The sequence below is a fragment of the Paenibacillus phyllosphaerae genome (assembly GCF_014192105.1).
Classification (GTDB): Bacteria; Bacillota; Bacilli; order Paenibacillales; family Paenibacillaceae; genus Paenibacillus_Z; species Paenibacillus_Z phyllosphaerae.
In genome coordinates, this window is record NZ_JACHXK010000006.1 from 335240 (window position 1) to 352643 (window position 17404).

A 17404-nucleotide genomic window follows, 5' to 3' on the forward strand; every position below is an offset into this window, starting at 1 on the left:
GTGCTCTTCGCTAAACGCGTTCGGATTTGATACCATAGTAAGGTTGGCATAGCCAATAAAATAAAGAATGCAACAAAGACGAAGAAAGAAGGCGCTAGGTTATGAATGACAAGGTTGTTATGCCCATCTGGACGTTCGGGCTCTTCATTGTCGTGATGAACACAACGATGTTCAACGTATCCATTCCCGGCATTATCCAAGATCTGCATATTTCGACCGATCTCGGCTCATGGGTGATCTCCAGCTATTCGATCGGTTATGCGTTGTCGACGGTCATCTACAGCCGGCTGTCCGACGTGATCCCGATCCGCAGATTGCTGGCCGTTGGCTTGGCCGTGCTTGGTCTGTCGTCTGTCTACGGGTTATTCGCGAACAGCTTCGAAGCAGTGCTGGCAGCAAGAATACTGCAATCGGCAGGAGCTGGCGCGATGGCGGGACTCGGCCTTGTGCTAGCAAGCCGGTATATTCCTTACGAAAGGCGCGGACGCGCCATTGCGATGATCTCTGCCGGCAGCGCGATGGCATTCGGCCTTGGTCCGATCGTCGGCGGTCTCATCAGTGAATATTGGGGCTGGAACGGCGTATTCGGCGTAACGGTGCTCGTGCTCGCGGTGTTGCCGGTCTTGTTCGTCCTGCTGCCGAAGGAGAAGCCGCAGCCATTCCGCTTCGACATGGTCGGGGCCATCCTCACGGTCAGCAACGCGGCTACGCTGCTGATTGCCGTCATGCAGCGTTCGTTCCTGTGGCTGGCGATTAGCGTGATTTCGCTCTTGCTCCACGCCTGGCATTTGCGAAGGGCGAAGGAAACGTTCGTCAATCCCAGCCTGCTGCGCAACAGCTCCTATCGCAAACTGCTGACGGTCGGCTTCTGTATCCTGGTGCTGAATTTGGGCAATTTGTTCCTGATGCCGCTCGTCCTGGCGGATCTGTTCCACAAGTCGCCGCTGCTCATCGGCATGATGATTGCGCCAGGCGCCATTCTGTCGGCCTTCCTGACGCGCTTCGTCGGAAGGTGGATCGACCGCTACGGCAACTTGAAATTCCTGCTGATAGGCCAAGTGGTTCTTGCGTGCGTGCTTACCCTGTTCGCCTTGGACGTGCCGGCGTCGCCGCTCATCATTCTGTGCGGGTATCTGTTCTTCTCTCCCGCTTTCTCGGCGACGATGGCTTCGCTTAATAATGAGACGTCCCGCATTCTGCCCAAGCAAGCGATCGGGTCAGGCATGGGACTCATGCAGCTTATCCAATTTTTCGGCGGCTCGTTCTCGGTGGCGGTATGCGGACTCTTGTTATCCGCGCAAGCGGATCTTCCGATCGCCGAGGCCTATCAGCATGTATATGGCATCCTGCTCGCAGTCTGTATACTTTCATTGGCGGTTATGGTATGGTACCAGCGGACAAGCACAACGGCACGGGTTTCATCTGCATCGTAATCGATCTTTAATCAGGGGGTAGCGACATTGGCCAAAAGCAAATATTATGTCGTATGGGCGGGCAGAAAACCCGGGATCTATACGACGTGGGCGGAATGCCAGAAGCAGACGACGGGCTTCTCCGGCGCGAGATTCAAGTCGTTCGAATCCAAGGCCGAGGCAGAGGCCGCCTATGCCGGCGAGGCTTCCGAACGAGCGGCGCAAGCGAGCGTGAGATCGGCACAAGGCGCTTCTGTTGCCAGTTCCAAAGCAAGCATCATCACGAACAGCATCTCCGTCGATGTCGGCAGCAAGGGCAATCCGGGCATCGTCGAGTATAAAGGCGTGGATACGGTGACGGGCGAGATCATTTTTGCCCATCCGGAGATTGCCAAAGGGACGAACAATCTGGGCGAATTCCTGGCGATCGTCCATGCGCTCAGGTGGATCGAGGAGAACAAGTCGGACAAAATCGTCTACTCGGATTCGCAAACCGCCATGCTGTGGGTGAAGAATAAGGCGGTCAACACCAATCTGGCCCGGGATAAGTCGACCGAGGAGATCTGGTTTCTCGTCGACCGCGCGCTCGATTGGCTGAGAAGCCGAAGTTCGCATGCGCCGATATTCAAGTGGAATACGGCGGAGTGGGGCGAGATTAAAGCAGACTACGGCAGAAAGTGATATAATGCGTAGACGCGATTATTAGAACGATGTGGAGGCAATTCCCGATTGACGACGACAACGTATCCTTTTGTATTTGACCCCAAACAGCCGTTCATCCAGCAGGCAAGCGACTGGATTGCGGATGTTTTCTACGAACAGCTGCCCGAGGCCGGATTCGAGGTACGGGATGAGCAGATTTATATGGCGTTCCAACTCGAGCGCGCTTATCAAGAGAAGAAGACGATACTCGCCGAGGCGGGTGTCGGTACAGGTAAGACGCTGGTCTATCTGCTATATGCCGTTCTGTATGCCCGCTACACGCGCAAGCCGGCCATTATCGCCTGCGCGGATGAGTCGCTCATCGAGCAGCTCGTGAAGGAAGAGGGCGATATTGCGAAGCTGGGCCGTTACTTGAACTTGACGATCGACGCAAGGCTTGGCAAATCGCCGGACCAGTATATTTGTTTGAACCGGCTCGATGAAGCGAAATTCGAGCATGAGGACGGAGAACGGTTCCGCGATATTTATTCGGGGCTGCCGGACTTTGTCCAGACGCCGGATACGATGCAGGCGTTCCATCCCTACGGAAACCGCAAGGATTATCCGGATTTAAGCGATGAGCAGTGGAACAAGATCGGCTGGAACGTATTCCAGGATTGTCTCGTCTGTCCACAGCGGCACCGTTGCGGCCAGACGCTGTCTCGGGATCACTATCGCAAAGCGGCGGATGTCATCATCTGCTCGCATGACTTCTATATGGAGTATGTGTGGACCTATGAAGCGCGCAAACGCGAAGGGCAGCTGCCGTTGCTTCCCGAGCACAGCTCCGTTGTCTTCGATGAAGGCCATCTGCTGGAGACCGCCGCTCAGAATGCGTTGACCTATAAGTTGAAGCATGCGATGTTCGAGAGCATCATCACGCGGTTGCTGGAGGGCGAAGTTCGCGAGAAGCTGGCCCAGACGATTGAAGAGGCCATCATGCAGAGCGACCGGCTGTTCGAGCTGCTCGATCGCACGAGCAAGAAAGTGCCGGGATCCGATCGCAGAGACATCGTCTTCTCCGATCAATTGCTAAGGGAAGTGAACCGCTTCCGCGGCCTGCTCTCGGATATTGAGGAGGAGCTGGTCTTCGAGAGCGGCTTGTTCACGCTCGATAACTATCATGTCACGATCGTCGAAGAGCATATCGAGATGATTCAGATCGCGCTGAATCTGTTCGCGCAGCCGAAGCAGCTGATCTCCTGGATTACGGAAGACAGGGACGGCATTACGCTCGTCATTATGCCGAAAAAGGTGAAGGAAGTGCTCAAGGAGCGCGTCTTCTCCCGCCCGATGCCGATCGTATTCTCGTCGGCTACGATGTCGGTGGACGGGACGTTCGATTATATGGCAAGTACGCTTGGCATCGAGCAATTCCTCTCCTTCAGCGTGGAATCGCCTTACGATTACAAGGCGCAGATGCAAGCCTCGCTTATTCCGGACCAACCGGACGTGGACAAAGCGAAGCTCGTTCTCGAGCTGTTGCAGAAAAGCGAAGGCCGAGCGCTTATCCTGTTCCCGTCCGAAGAGGAGCTGCGGTCGTTCCGTCAAGCGACGGAGCATGCTGCCGCCGCCAATTCGTATCGGTTCCTCTACGAGGGCCAAGCGGAGATCAGCTCGCTGATCGCGGCGTTCCAGCATGATGAGCCGAGCGTGTTATGCGCGGTTACGTTATGGGAAGGGCTGGATATTCCGGGGCCATCATTGTCCCATGTCATCATCTGGTCGCTCCCGTTCCCGCCGAACGATGCGGTCTTCGCGGCTAGGAGAGCTGACAGCGCGCAGCCTTTCGAGGAAGTTGATATGCCTTATATGCTGCTCAGACTGCGTCAAGGTATCGGGCGGCTTATCCGTTCGCGCGATGACCAAGGTTATGTCTCGATTATGGGCGCCGAACTGAACAACCCGCAGGTTCGCGAGCGAATCATGCAATTCCTGCCTTAAGCACTTTAGTACCGTCATAGAGGAGTAACCGCATATGCTGACGATTACATCGTATAGCGTCGAGCTGGTGAAGGATCCATTCGGGATTCTGCCGGGCAAACGCTACGAATTCATATTGGACTTGGAAATTCCCGAAGACGACGAGCTGCATTCGGAGATGGGCATTTATGTCCGCGTCGTCTATCGGTCGCAAGAGGAGAACAGCGGGATCGTGAAATACGAAATCCGCGAGCGTTCTTCCGACCGCTACATCGAGATGGACTTCGAAGACGAGGAACTGGCGGAGATTGATTCATTCTGCCGGGAGCACCTAGCTGAAGCGGAGTAACATAGATAACATAGATAACCCAATAAACCTGCGCTAGTCATCTGCGCAGGTTTTTTGGTGAACTTGCCGGTTGCCGCTTATTGCTGCGGGTCGGGCACGAGGAAGACTTGAGGCTGGAATGGCGCCGTCAGCATCGGGCGGATGGCTCCGATGAAGGCGAGAAAATGAGCGCTGCCGGAGTGGAAATCGACGGCCGGCTTGTCTTTCCATTGCTCGACGAACATAAAGGTATTCGGTTCTTCAACCGATTCGTAGTACGAATAGCTGATATTGCCTTCTTCCTTGCGTGTTTCGGCTACGGCCGCCCGCGCTTGCTCGAGGAACGCGGAGCGTTGCTCAGGGTTAATTTTCAATTCAGCGTGAATGATGATCATTGGGGTCTACCTCCATTGTTGTTGCCTTGATGGTGTCGTTCCCATTGTAAATCGAATCAACGGGAAAGCCTATTTAATTGTGCTAATCGATGCTTTAATATGACTAAATACGAAGGTGAATTATACATGCATATCGAACAGCTGGAATGTCTGGTCGAAGTAGCCAAGATGGGTTCGCTTACGGCTGCAGCGAACAATCTTCATGTGACGCTGTCCGCAGTGAGCCAATCCATCTCTAATCTGGAGGCGGAGCTCGGCATCATCTTATTAAGGCGCGGCCGGCAAGGGGCAGTGCCTACGGGACAAGGCCAAGTGATCATCGCTAAAGCATATGAGGTGCTGAGCAAGATCCAGGATCTGAAGGAAGAGGTAGCCAGCTTCTCCAGCACGCAATCCGGCGAATTGCGGGTCGGTACGATTCCTGCGCCGCTTACGCTGTATATCAATGCCATCTTCGGATTCAAAAGAGATTATCCGCAGGTGCAGCTGGATATTGTCGAGAAAGGGACGAGCGAGATTATCGAGGATATCCGCCACCACCGGTTGGATGTAGGCCTTATCGTTATCCATGAATCGGATGAGCGGCAGCAGCACGGTCTGGAATTCGACCGCTTGCTGCAAGGGAAGATGGTCGTCTGCGTCAGCCGGCGTTCGCCGCTCGCGTTATTCAAGAGACTGACGCCGGAGCAGTTGCAGAGCCAGCCGCTCGTCCTCTATAAGGATGACAATCTGAAAGAGTACATCGAGGCGTTCCAATCCCGTTATGGTCCGGTAGATGTGCTATTCTCGACCAATAACAGAGATGCCATTATGAAGGCGGTAGGCGACAATGCAGCCATTACGGTCGGTCTAGACTTCTCCTTTCATCGGATGCCGGCGAATAAGCGGGAAGATTACGTCATTCTGGATCTCGATTTTCCCCAAGATCAAGCGATCTACTTAACTTCGGTGCGGTCAGTGGAAACAAGGCTTACGAACTTGTCCCGCCTATTCCTGCAGAAGCTGAAGCACGAGTTGGAGCAAACTGATTAACAGGTAGCATTCATACGGAGGATGTACGTTAACCGCAACGTAACCTTCATTGCTGGTTAGGGCTATTTAATTTGGTCCAGTTGCTTTAGTGTGACTTAACTATAATTAATTAAGTGTAAATATACGTAAACCTTCTACTGCTCTACAATGCAAATAGAGCGAATGACTCAACAAGAGCAGAGGAGACGATCCAGATGTCAGCACAACGCGTAGCGGTTATTACAGGTGGAGCAAGCGGTATCGGAAGAGAGACGGCGCTTAAGTTTGCGCGCAAAGGCGATATTGTCGTCGTCGCGGATTACAACGAAGCGGCCGGTGCAGAGACTGTCGCCATGATCGGGCAGGAGGGCGGTATCGCATCTTTCATTCAAGTAGACGTATCGGTTCAGTCCAGCGTTGAGGCTTTGGTCGAAACGACCGTATCGCGATACGGAAGAATAGATGTCATGTTCAACAATGCGGGCATCGGCGGTGCCGGACCTGTCTTGTCGCAGAATATGGAGCTGTATCACCGGACCATTGCGATCAACCAGCATGGCGTCGCTTACGGCATCATGGCGGCGGGCAATAAAATGAAGGAATTGGGCATTAAAGGCGTGATCATCAATACGGCTTCCGTATTCGGGTTCCTCGCCTCGCCGGGCACGTTCGCGTACCATGCGACCAAAGGCGCCGTCATCATGATGTCCAAGTCGGCAGCGCTCGAGCTTGCGCCATACGGCATTCGCGTCGTGGCGGTAGCGCCAGGCGCAGTCGATACGCCGATTATTCAGGGGTATAAGAACAGCGGGATGCTAGAGAGCATGAAGGCCAAGGTAATGGGCGGCGAGCTCACGAAGCCGGAGACGGTAGCGAACTCGGTCTACTTGCTATCGCTTGAAGAAGCGGAAGCGATTAACGGCAGCGTCGTGATGGTCGACCAAGGATTCGCTTCCTTCAAATAGATTTGTCTGCGCAAGAGGGCTGCCGAATAGCAGCTCTTTTTTTTGTTTACAGCCGCTCCATTTTGTGAATTTTTCACAAACATAGGAGTAATCTTTAATCGGGTGAAGTTTCTTTCGTCTTTTTGCGAAGATTTTTGACCGATTAGCAGGTACACCCCAATCCATGCAGAATATTCCTATCAGACATCACGCAACAGTGGGGGGAAACATAGATGAAACTCAGGGCAAACAGCGTCAACTCCGAATTTCCCGATACCGCCAATTATCATCCATTACCAGATGTGAACGACGCTTACTTCGAATTAAATGCTTCTCTGGAAGTTGTATATGCAAGTCCGGCGGCGCCTGCGCTTTTCTCCCGGTGGATGAATGGGGATGCCGACACGACTTGTGAACGATGGAGTCCGATTATCGGTTGGCTGTCGGAGCCGATCAGGAAGGCACTGGACGGTCATCAGCATTTGGAATGTGAGTGTTACGATTCGGCAGCAGAACGTATTTGCCAGCTGAGGATTTATCTATTGGAACCCCGCATACTTCTCTATATCCGAGATATTACCGAATTAAAGCATTCGCAGCTTTACACCGAGCAGCGTATTCACTCGTTGTTCGATCATAATCCGGACGCCGTCTACACCGTCGATCCGAATGGCCGCTATCAGACCGTGAATGCGTCGTCGGTGTGGATCACCGGCTATACCGCGGAGGAGCTCGAGAATCTTGCCTTCGCGAACTTGATCATTGAACGTGACTTTGAACGGACCAAAGCGCATTTTAGGCAGGCCCTCCAAGGCTATGTTCAGCATTATCCGGTGACGATCAGGCGTAAAGACGGGACGCTAAGAAATTTGCATATCACGAATGTGCCGATCCGCGTAGACGAACAAGTAACAGGCATACTCGGCATTGCCAAAGATATGACCATGCAGCATATGACCGAGGCGCTGCTGCGCAAAAGCATCGAGCTTCTGGCCGACGCGCAGAAGACGGCGCATGTAGGCAGCTGGGAAGTCGATCAGAAGCGGCGGCGCATCTATTGGTCCGACGAAATCTTCCATATATTCGGCCTGGATCCGGCTGTTGACGGGTTCGTGAGCTACGATCAATTCTTGCAATTCATACATCCTTCTGACCGGCACCGCATAGCGACCATCTATTACGACTGGTTGAGCGAGTCGGGAAAAAGCGGGTTCGAGTTCGAATACCGGATCTGTCGTCCGAACGGAGAAGAACGGTCGGTACGCTGTACGGGCCTGCTGAGCGACAAGGCGAAGATGCGAATGGGAGGCAGTCTTCAGGACATAACGCTGCTTCGTCAGATCGAACGGCAGCTATCGGAGAGCGAGCAGCGCTTCCGTTCCATCGTCAACCATCACCCGGACGGCGTATGCGCGTTCGATATGACGGGACTGGTTACCGAAGTCAATCCCGCGTTCGAGAGAATCTCCGGTTACACGTCTCAGGAGCTCAAGGGCATGTCTTACGTGCAGATGGTGACGGCTGAGGAAGCGCAGCGGATTCACCTTGAAGTCGTGTCCTGCGCTGACGTAGAGAAGATCGACCGGTTAGACAGCCATTTGTTAAAAAAAGACGGCACCTCTATTCCGGTCACGAATACGCTCGTTCCGATTATCGTTAACGGTCAGCGCGTCGGTACATATAGCATCGTCAAGGATATCACGGAGCAGCTGGAGACGAACGAGCTCTTCCGCAAGTCGGACAAGCTCAAGGTGGTCGGCCAGCTCGCCGCTGCGGTCGCGCACGAGATCCGCAATCCGTTAACCGCGTTAAAAGGTTTCATCAAGCTGATCCATACGAGCGGAACGGCAATCAACCCGGAGTACTTCAAGATCATACAAGATGAGTTGTCGCGGATCGAGTTGATCTCCAGCGAATTGCTCGTTCTGGCCAAGCCCCAGGCGGGCCGGATCCATTCCTTGGAGCTTCAAGAGGTGCTGGAGCAGACGATTGTGCTGTTGTCGACGCAAGCCATCATGAGCAATATCGAGATCGTCATGGAAGTGCGCGCAGGGACGACCACAGTCCGCGGGGACTCTACTCAGCTGAAGCAAATTTTCGTTAACCTGCTGAAGAACGCGATCGAGGCCATGCATGGAGGCGGTACGATCCTAGTTGCGCTTGACCTGGAGGACGCTTATGTCCGCGTTCGGATTCAGGATGAAGGCTGCGGGATGCCGGAAGATATCGTACAGCGTCTGGGCGAGCCTTTCTATACGACGAAGGAGAAAGGAACCGGTCTCGGCTTCATGGTTACGAAGCGGATCATTGAAGCGCATCAGGGGCATTTGCAGATACGATCGGTACAAGGCCAAGGCACCACGATCGACGTGTTCTTCCCCTCCGTGCAATAAGCAATAGCATGTTCAGCGTCTATACCAAGCCATCGTCCCGCCCAAGGGAGGATGGCTTTTCTATGTCGATTCCCTAACTTCTGCTGACAAGCTTAGGACGGAAGGGTAAAATAGTAGAGTGCTATTCGGATACATAATATGACAAATGGAAGCGGGAGAGGATCGAACGTATGACAGAGCAGGAGAAGAATCGTGATCCAGACCAGCAAGACCAAGAACTGTACACGGGCGAGCTGCTTCGAGCGTTGATGGCCTTTAAGAAGGGCGATTTTTCTTACCGTATGCCCTATGACTATACTGGAATTCCGGGAAAAGTGGCAGATACGTTTAACGAGATTATGGATTTGCAGGAAGGTTTGGTAGGCGAAATCCAGACGGTAGCCAGAGTCGTCGGCAAGGAAGGAAAGCTGTCCCGGCGCTTCGAGCATAAGAGCACCAGTGGATCGTGGGGAATCGCGGTCGAGTCGCTGAACGGCCTGGTGACAGACTTGATCCAGCCGACGAGCGAGATGGTGCGCGTTATTAATGCGGTCGCACAGGGAGATCTGACGCAGAAGGTCGATCTTGAATTCGAAGGACGACCGCTGACCGGCGAATTCCTGCGCTCCGCCAGCAATATTAATATGATGGTGAACCAGCTCAGCCGGTTCTCCTCGGAGGTTACGCGGGTCGCCAGGGAAGTCGGCACGGAAGGGATTCTCGGCGGACAGGCGGATGTGAAAGGCGTCTCCGGTACGTGGAAGGACCTCACGGACAGCGTCAACAACATGGCGAGCAATCTGACGGACCAGGTGCGGAATATCGCGGCAGTAACGACGGCCGTTGCCAAAGGCGATCTGACGAAGCAGATTACCGTTAATGCCAAAGGCGAGATTCTGGAGCTGAAGAATACGATCAATACCATGGTCGATCAGCTCTCGACCTTTGCTTCCGAGGTCACGAGGGTGGCGCGCGAAGTAGGCACGGAAGGCAAGCTGGGCGGCCAAGCGGACGTTAAGGGCGTCTCCGGGACATGGCGCGATCTGACGGAGAACGTCAATTCGATGGCGAGCAATCTGACCGAGCAGGTGCGGAACATCGCGGTCGTAACGACGGCGGTCGCGAACGGCGATCTGTCGAAACATATAACGGCCGATGTTCAAGGCGAAGTGCTGGAACTGAAGAATACGATCAACACGATGGTCGATCAGCTGTCGACGTTCGCCTCCGAGGTTACGCGCGTGGCGCTCGAGGTCGGAACCGAGGGGCGTCTCGGCGGCCAAGCGGAAGTTTCCGGCGTAGCGGGCACGTGGCGTGATTTGACCGAGAGCGTTAACAACATGGCTTCGAACCTGACGAATCAAGTGCGGAACATCGCGGTGGTGACGACGGCGGTCGCCAAGGGCGATCTGTCCAAGCAGATTACCGCGGATGTCCAGGGCGAGATGCTCGAGCTGAAGAATACGATCAATACGATGGTCGATCAGCTGTCGACGTTCGCTTCCGAGGTTACGCGCGTCGCCCGCGAGGTCGGTACGGAAGGGAAACTTGGCGGTCAGGCGCAAGTTAAGGGTGTCGGCGGGACGTGGAAGGATTTGACGCAGAGCGTTAATAATATGGCGCGCAATCTGACCGATCAGATGCGCAACATTGCCGGCGTCACGACGGCTGTGGCGAAGGGCGACCTGTCCAAGAAAATTACCGTGGATGTCGCCGGCGAGATGCTGGAGCTGAAGAACACGATGAACACGATGGTAGACCAGCTGTCGACGTTCGCCTCCGAGGTCACGCGCGTGGCCCGCGAGGTCGGTACGGAAGGAAAGCTTGGCGTTCAGGCCGACGTGAAAGACGTATCCGGCACGTGGAAAGATTTAACTGACAGCGTTAACAATATGGCGAGCAATCTGACCAACCAGGTGCGGAATATCGCAGGGGTGACGACGGCGGTTGCCAACGGCGATCTGTCGAAGAAAATCACGGTCGATGTCAAAGGCGAGCTGCTCGAACTTAAGAATACGATCAATACGATGGTCGATCAGCTTAACTCCTTTGCTTCCGAAGTAACGCGCGTCGCCCGAGAGGTCGGCACGGACGGGAAGCTGGGCGGACAGGCGCAAGTAAGAGGCGTCGGCGGCACATGGAAGGACTTGACCGATAACGTCAATATCATGGCGACCAACCTGACGAATCAGGTGCGCGGAATCGCGAAGGTCGTCACCGCCGTTGCGAACGGGAACCTGAAGCATAAGCTGACCGTCGAAGCCAAAGGCGAGATCGCGGAGCTCACCGACACGATCAACAACATGATCGAGACGCTGGCGACCTTCGCCGATCAGGTTACGACCGTCGCCCGCGAGGTCGGCGCGGAAGGGAAGCTGGGCGGACAGGCGAATGTGCCGGGCGCCTCGGGAACTTGGCTTGATTTGACTTACAACGTTAACTATATGGCGAGTACGCTCACGACGCAGGTGCGCGCGATCACGAATGTCGCGACGGCGGTAACGAAGGGCGATCTGTCCCGATCGATCGACGTGGCTGCGGCCGGCGAGGTCGCGGAGCTGAAGGACAATATTAACGAGATGATCCGCAACCTGAAGGAGACGACCCACATCAACACCGAGCAGGACTGGCTGAAGACGAATCTGGCGAAATTCTCCCGGATGCTGCAAGGTCAGCGCGATCAGCTGGCCGTCAGCCGGATGATTCTCTCCGAGCTTGCGCTGCTCGTCTCTATGCAACACGGCGTTATCTATATCAATGAGCCGTCGGATAACGGCGAGCCGCTGCTGAAGCTGTTCGCGAGCTACGCGTATCAGAATCGGAAGCATCTGTCGAACGTGTTCCGCCGCGGCGAGGGCCTAGTCGGGCAATGTCTCATCGAAAAGCAGCGGATCCTGCTCACGAACGTGCCGGGCGACTATGTCGTCATCTCGTCGGGTCTTGGCGAGGCAACGCCGCTGAATATCGTTCTGCTGCCTGTCATCTTCGAGGACCAAGTGCTGGCGGTGCTCGAGCTCGCATCCTTCCGCGCCTTCAACGAGATTGAGCTGGCCTTGCTCGATCAGTTGACGGAGTCGATCGGGATCGTGCTTAATACGATGCAGGCGAACCGCAGGACGGAAGAGCTGCTGGTCCAATCGCAATCCCTGGCAGAGGAGCTGCAGAAGCAGCAGCTCGAGCTGAAGAACACGAACGAAGAGCTGGAGGACAAAGCAAAGCTGCTCGTCATCCAGAAGGCCGAGGTGGAGAGCAAGAATAACGAGGTGGAGCTGGCGAAGCGATATCTGGAGGAGAAGGCGGAGCAATTGGCGACCACCTCGCGCTATAAGTCGGAGTTCTTGGCCAATATGTCGCACGAGCTCCGCACGCCGCTGAACTCGCTGCTGCTCTTGGCTGAGCAGCTGGCCGAGAATCCGGAGCACAATCTGACCGATAATCAAGTGAAATATTCGCTGACGATCCAGGAATCGGGTCTTGATCTGCTTAACCTCATTAACGACATTCTTGATCTGTCGAAGATCGAATCCGGCACGGTAACGCCAGACTTCGTGGAGACGTCCATTCCCGACTTGGCCAGCGGGCTGGACCGCGCATTCCGTCCGATCGCCGAAGATAAGGGACTCGATCTGCGCATTGTCGTCGAGCCTGACGTGCCGAAGCTCGTCGTGACGGATTTGAAGCGGCTGCAGCAAATATTGAAGAATTTGCTTTCCAATGCGTTCAAATTCACAGAGCAAGGGCAGGTAGCGCTGCTCGTCCGAACGGCTCTGGACGGCTGGAATGTCGAGAACGTCCGGCTGGCCCAGGCCGAGGCGGTCCTGTGCTTCACGGTGAACGATACGGGAATCGGCATCTCGGAGGACAAGCAGCAGATCGTGTTCGAAGCGTTCCAACAGGCGGACGGCAGCACGAACCGGGAATACGGAGGCACTGGCCTCGGCCTTGCCATCTCGCGCGAAATTGCTACTATGCTGGGCGGCGAGATCACGCTTAGCAGCATTGTGGGCATGGGAAGCACATTCAGTCTCTATCTTCCGGTAGGGAAGGTACGTCAGGCCGAATCGTATGAGGCGGCCAAGCCGAAATATACGCCTGAGGTAATCGACGTCGTGCCGCCGCACAAGACGAGAACCTACTCCCTTGAGCTCGACAAAGACATTGTTGACGACCGCCATCATATCGAGCCGGGCGACCGCGTATTCCTCATCATTGAGGACGACTACAAGTTTAATGAAATTCTGCTTCATCTGCTTCATAAGAAAGGCATCAAGGCGGTCATTACGAGCACGGGCAGCAATGCCCTGGAGCTTGCCCGCAAATATAAGCCGTCGGCCATTACGCTTGATCTGCGGCTGAAGGATATGGACGGGTGGCTCGTCGTGGAGCAGCTGAAGAACGATATGGAAGTTGCCCATATTCCGGTGTCCGTCATTACGGTCGAGGAAGACGAGGTCATCCTCAAGCAAAAAGGCGTCTTCGACTTCATCAGCAAACCCGTCACGAACGAGGAACTCGAGAACGCGCTCGACAGGTTGAATGCGTTCGCCGACCTTCACGTCCGCCATCTGCTCGTCGTAACCCCGCATCCGGAGCGTCGTACGCAGTGGACGGAGCTGCTCGCCGGCAAGGATCTGCGCATCGTGACGGTCGATACCGCCCGCAAAGCGCTCAATCAGCTGAAGAACAAGAGCTTCGATTGCGTCCTGGCCGATAATGAGCTGAACGATATGACCATTACGCGGTTTATCCGCGAGGTTCAGAAGCAAGCGGCGAACAAATATAAGCCGATTATCGTTCATCGCAGCGCCAAGCTCAGCGTAGATATGGAGGATGAGCTGGACGTATTGGAGAAAACGGCCGTGCTTAAGGAAGCGAAGACGACGCTGCAGATTCTGGAAGGGACATCGCTGTTCCTGCACCGGAAGGCCGAGAATCTGCCGGAGTCTTCGAAGCAGACGGTCGTGAAGCTGCATTCGTCCGACGAGATGATCGCCTACAAGAAGGTGCTGGTCGTCGACGATGACATCCGCAACATTTTTGCCCTCACCACGATTCTGGAGCGCCACAATATGAAGGTTGTGCCGGCAGAGAACGGACAGGACGCCATTGCGGCCCTGCAGCAGAATCCGGATATCGACATCGTGCTGATGGATATTATGATGCCGGTGATGGACGGCTACGAGACGACGCGCGCGATTCGCCGCGATCCGGCCTTCAAGGACCTTCCGATCATCGCGCTGACGGCCAAGGCGATGAAAGGCGACCGCGAGCTGTGCTTGGAGGCAGGCGCGAGCGACTACATTACGAAGCCGGTTAACAGCGCGCAGCTGCTGACGATGATCCGCACGTGGCTGGATGAAGAGGAGCAATAACGATTTTGAGGCAGTATGCATGATGCATGCTGCCTTTTTGTAAAGAGGGAAGGTAAGCTTCGCGGGAAGCGATTCGAGGATCGGGGAAGGGTAAGTCCAACGCAGGAATTCGTTAACGAACTTAAGCATCGATAATCGCTCAATATTGGAGGCGTATGCGTATGTTTACGGATCAGTTGCTGCAAGGAAAGGTCGTTCTCATTACAGGCGGAGGGACGGGACTCGGCCGGGCGATGGGAGAGAAGTTCCTGTCGCTGGGCGCGAAGTTGGCGATAACGAGCCGGCGCGAAGACGTGCTCGCGCAGGCTGCGGCGGAGATGGGCGGCGAGGTGTTCTACACGCCGTGCGATGTCCGCGATGCCGCTCAGGTGGAGGCGATGGTCGAGGCCGTCTACCGGCATTACGGCAAGGTCGACGTACTGATCAATAACGCCGCGGGCAATTTTGCGAGTCCGACCGAACGCCTCTCGACGCGCGCGGTGGATGCGGTGCTGAACATCGTCCTGCATGGGACATTTTATACGACGCTAACACTTGGTAAAAAATGGATAGACGAAGCGGTAAGCGGCGTTATGCTGAATATCGTCACGACATACGCCTCGACCGGATCAGGCTTCGTTGTCCCTTCAGCTGCGGCCAAAGCCGGCGTGCTCGCGCTTACGCGGTCGCTGGCCGTGGAATGGGCGCCTTACGGCATTCGCCAGGTGGCCATAGCGCCTGGACTTTTCCCGACCGACGGGGCCTGGAGCAGGCTGGCGCCAACGCCGGAGCTGGCCGAGAAGCTGGTGAACTCCGTGCCGCTGAAGCGGGTCGGCGATCCGGAGGAGCTCTCGAACTTGGCTGCCTTCCTTATATCGGACCATGCCTCGTATATCAATGGCGAAGTGATCACGATTGACGGGGGCCAATGGCTGCAGGGTGCTGGGCAGTTCAATGATCTGCTTGACGTCTCATCCGCAGAGTGGGACGCCTTGTCTGAGCTCACCCGCAAAGGAAAGTAATCGACATGGCAGCGCCGCTGCCTTCATGAAGGAGGACTTCCTATGATTCGTTATCCCGTTGTAACCAAAGGCAGCGTCATCGGCTGTACCGCTCCATCGTCTGGTGTCGAGCCTTCTATGTATAAGTGGCTACGCGAGGCTGAGGCAAGACTGCTGGAGCGAGGCTGGCAGGTTCAATTCGGCCCTACGGTATGGCAGCAAGAGAAGGCCAAATCGGCTCCGGCTCGGTTGCGAGCTGATGAGCTCAATGTGTTGCTGCGAGACGATCGTATCGGGCTCATCGTTCCGCCATGGGGCGGCGAGTTGCTGATTGAGATATTGGAGTACTTGGATTGGGAAGCGATCCCGGCCAAATGGATTCTCGGTTTTTCGGACCTAAGCGTTCTTCTGCTTGCCATAACGCTGCGAACCGGCATTGCCACGGCGCATGGGACGAATCTGATCGATCTGCGCGGCGAATCAATGGACGAGACGACAGCGATGTGGCTGCCTGTGCTGGCTACGGAGACCGGCCAATCCATCAAGCAGAGCTCTTCCGAGCGGTATCAGCGGGATTGGGAGAATGAAAGCCCGTCGCCGCATGTCTACCATTTGACGGAGGAGACCTATTGGCGGACGGTCGGAGGGCGTGAGGCGCGGATGCAAGGGCGCCTGCTGGGCGGCTGCGTCGATGTGATCCGGCATTTGATCGGGACGCCATACGGAGATGTCGCACGGTTTCGCGATTCGCATATCCCTGGAGAGCGGATTATTTGGTACCTCGAGAACTGTGAGCTCGGGACGACCGATCTGCGCAGGTCGCTCGTTCAGATGCGGCTCGCAGGCTGGTTCGATCATTGCTCCGGCATTCTGTTCGGCCGCAGCGCGGTCCATAAGCCTGTCGGTGGCTATACGGAAGAGGATGTCTTCCAAGAGCTGTCGGCAGAGCTCGGCATCCCGCTTGCGTACGATATCGACTGCGGACACATGCCGCCTCAGCTTACGCTGATCAATGGCGCGTATGCCGAGGTGGAGGTAGCGGACGGCCGAGGGAGCGTTACGCAATATTTTAAGGCATAGCATGATCTGAGAATTGCAAGGGAGGGAAGCAGCTTGGAGAACAATCCGGTTCGCGTAACGCCGGTTTACCCCTGTCAGCAGCTATCGGTTGCTAAAGGGGAGGAACTGACCGCTGAGAGTATACCTTGGGAACGATTCGTTGCTGTCGAGCTCGTCGATACGGTCACCGTTCAATCGCCCCTGGAACGGACGCAAGTGAGGGCATGCTGGACGACCGAACATCTCCATATCCGCTTTACTTGCTGGGATTCCTATATCCACTCGACGTACACCATGCGGGATGAACCTTTGTATGAGCAGGATGTCGTGGAGGTGTTCATCGACGAGAGGGGAGAGGGGACGCGTTATATGGAGCTCGAGGTTAGCCCGTACAACGTCATTTTCGATGCCATGATCGAGAATGACGGTAATGGCCGACTCCTTCAGGTGGATACATCGTGGGACATGCAGGATCTGGTGACGAACGTGCAGGTCGATCAACTGGGAAGGATCCTCTATGACATTCGCATCCCTTCCGCAAGCTTCGATCAGCCGCTCGCCGCCGGGCGCAGCTACCGCGTCAACTTCTACCGGATCGATGAACTGCGAGGCGTGCGGGAATATCAAGCGTGGAGCCCGACGGGGGCGGTTCAATTCCATCTTCCGGCCGCATTCGGCACATTGGTGCTGGAATCATCGGCATTGTAGCAGCTGAATGCTGCATTTCCAATCTACGCTGAATGCTGCATTTCCAATCTCACGATTGTAAACGCAAACCAATCAGCTGAAACCGGGGAATGACGGGGAAATATTCATTAAAAATGGCTCATCATTTCCCGGGCGAGCGCATGACTCGACAGAATTATCAAACTTTTTCGCAAATGGGGTTCCGAAAATGGAAAAAGG

12 protein-coding genes are annotated in these 17404 nt (G+C 55.2%); 11 read left to right on the top strand and 1 reads right to left on the bottom strand.

Translation table 11 applies throughout. From position 1 onward, the window contains the following. Nucleotides 1–101: 101 nt before the first annotated feature. Genes FHS18_RS16135 through FHS18_RS16150 form a run of 4 tightly spaced genes read left to right on the top strand, consistent with a single transcriptional unit; the run spans nucleotide 102 to nucleotide 4386 of the window. Nucleotides 102–1433, top strand: coding sequence for an MFS transporter (locus FHS18_RS16135; RefSeq protein ID WP_183601089.1), 1332 nt, complete (start codon nucleotides 102–104; stop codon nucleotides 1431–1433). A gap of 27 nt (nucleotides 1434–1460) precedes the next feature. Next, a complete protein-coding gene (gene rnhA / locus FHS18_RS16140) occupies nucleotides 1461–2093 on the top strand; it encodes a ribonuclease H (RefSeq protein WP_183601090.1) in 633 nt (210 codons plus the stop codon). Nucleotides 2094–2141: 48 nt separating this feature from the next. Next, nucleotides 2142–4058, top strand: coding sequence for an ATP-dependent DNA helicase (locus FHS18_RS16145; protein ID WP_221401343.1), 1917 nt, complete (start codon nucleotides 2142–2144; stop codon nucleotides 4056–4058). Between the two features lie 34 nt (nucleotides 4059–4092). Further along, on the top strand, nucleotides 4093–4386 hold the full coding sequence (locus FHS18_RS16150; protein ID WP_183601091.1) for a DUF6509 family protein: 294 nt from the start codon (nucleotides 4093–4095) through the stop codon (nucleotides 4384–4386). 77 nt (nucleotides 4387–4463) lie between these two features. Here the strand turns inward: FHS18_RS16150 and FHS18_RS16155 are convergent, their stop codons facing one another. Further along, nucleotides 4464–4760, bottom strand: a complete 297-nt coding sequence (locus FHS18_RS16155; RefSeq protein WP_183601092.1) for a putative quinol monooxygenase — start codon at nucleotides 4758–4760, stop codon at nucleotides 4464–4466. A 126-nt stretch (nucleotides 4761–4886) separates the two neighbouring features. On the opposite strand from FHS18_RS16155, the gene FHS18_RS16160 reads away from it, so the two are divergent. From FHS18_RS16160 to FHS18_RS16190, 7 genes are all read left to right on the top strand, one after another. Then, nucleotides 4887–5792 carry a LysR family transcriptional regulator gene (locus FHS18_RS16160; RefSeq protein WP_183601093.1) on the top strand — a complete coding sequence of 302 codons (906 nt, stop codon included), beginning with the start codon at nucleotides 4887–4889 and terminating at the stop codon, nucleotides 5790–5792. Nucleotides 5793–5986: 194 nt separating this feature from the next. Then, a complete protein-coding gene (locus tag FHS18_RS16165; protein ID WP_183601094.1) occupies nucleotides 5987–6736 on the top strand; it encodes an SDR family NAD(P)-dependent oxidoreductase in 750 nt (249 codons plus the stop codon). 212 nt (nucleotides 6737–6948) lie between these two features. Further along, entirely contained in the window at nucleotides 6949–9108 is a 2160-nt protein-coding gene (locus FHS18_RS16170) for a PAS domain-containing protein (protein WP_183601095.1), read from the top strand. A gap of 170 nt (nucleotides 9109–9278) precedes the next feature. Beyond that, nucleotides 9279–14459, top strand: a complete 5181-nt coding sequence (locus FHS18_RS16175) for a HAMP domain-containing protein (RefSeq protein ID WP_183601096.1) — start codon at nucleotides 9279–9281, stop codon at nucleotides 14457–14459. Nucleotides 14460–14620: 161 nt separating this feature from the next. Continuing rightward, nucleotides 14621–15460, top strand: coding sequence for an SDR family oxidoreductase (locus FHS18_RS16180; RefSeq protein ID WP_183601097.1), 840 nt, complete (start codon nucleotides 14621–14623; stop codon nucleotides 15458–15460). Nucleotides 15461–15502: 42 nt separating this feature from the next. Then, on the top strand, nucleotides 15503–16519 hold the full coding sequence (locus FHS18_RS16185) for a S66 family peptidase (RefSeq protein WP_183601098.1): 1017 nt from the start codon (nucleotides 15503–15505) through the stop codon (nucleotides 16517–16519). Nucleotides 16520–16552: 33 nt separating this feature from the next. After that, nucleotides 16553–17206: a carbohydrate-binding family 9-like protein gene (locus tag FHS18_RS16190; RefSeq protein WP_183601099.1), complete on the top strand. Its 654-nt coding sequence runs from the start codon at nucleotides 16553–16555 to the stop codon at nucleotides 17204–17206. The last annotated feature ends 198 nt before the right edge of the window (nucleotides 17207–17404 follow it).

Bases quoted from the DNA above. Each gene is read 5' to 3' on its own strand.
- FHS18_RS16175 (WP_183601096.1), top strand. From the start codon at position 9,279: ATGACAGAGCAGGAGAAGAATCGTGATCCAGACCAGCAAGACCAAGAA.
- FHS18_RS16185 (WP_183601098.1), top strand. From the start codon at position 15,503: ATGATTCGTTATCCCGTTGTAACCAAAGGCAGCGTCATCGGCTGTACC.
- FHS18_RS16150 (WP_183601091.1), top strand. From the start codon at position 4,093: ATGCTGACGATTACATCGTATAGCGTCGAGCTGGTGAAGGATCCATTC.
- FHS18_RS16170 (WP_183601095.1), top strand. From the start codon at position 6,949: ATGAAACTCAGGGCAAACAGCGTCAACTCCGAATTTCCCGATACCGCC.
- FHS18_RS16155 (WP_183601092.1), bottom strand. From the start codon at position 4,760: ATGATCATCATTCACGCTGAATTGAAAATTAACCCTGAGCAACGCTCC.
- FHS18_RS16180 (WP_183601097.1), top strand. From the start codon at position 14,621: ATGTTTACGGATCAGTTGCTGCAAGGAAAGGTCGTTCTCATTACAGGC.
- FHS18_RS16135 (WP_183601089.1), top strand. From the start codon at position 102: ATGAATGACAAGGTTGTTATGCCCATCTGGACGTTCGGGCTCTTCATT.
- FHS18_RS16165 (WP_183601094.1), top strand. From the start codon at position 5,987: ATGTCAGCACAACGCGTAGCGGTTATTACAGGTGGAGCAAGCGGTATC.
- FHS18_RS16160 (WP_183601093.1), top strand. From the start codon at position 4,887: ATGCATATCGAACAGCTGGAATGTCTGGTCGAAGTAGCCAAGATGGGT.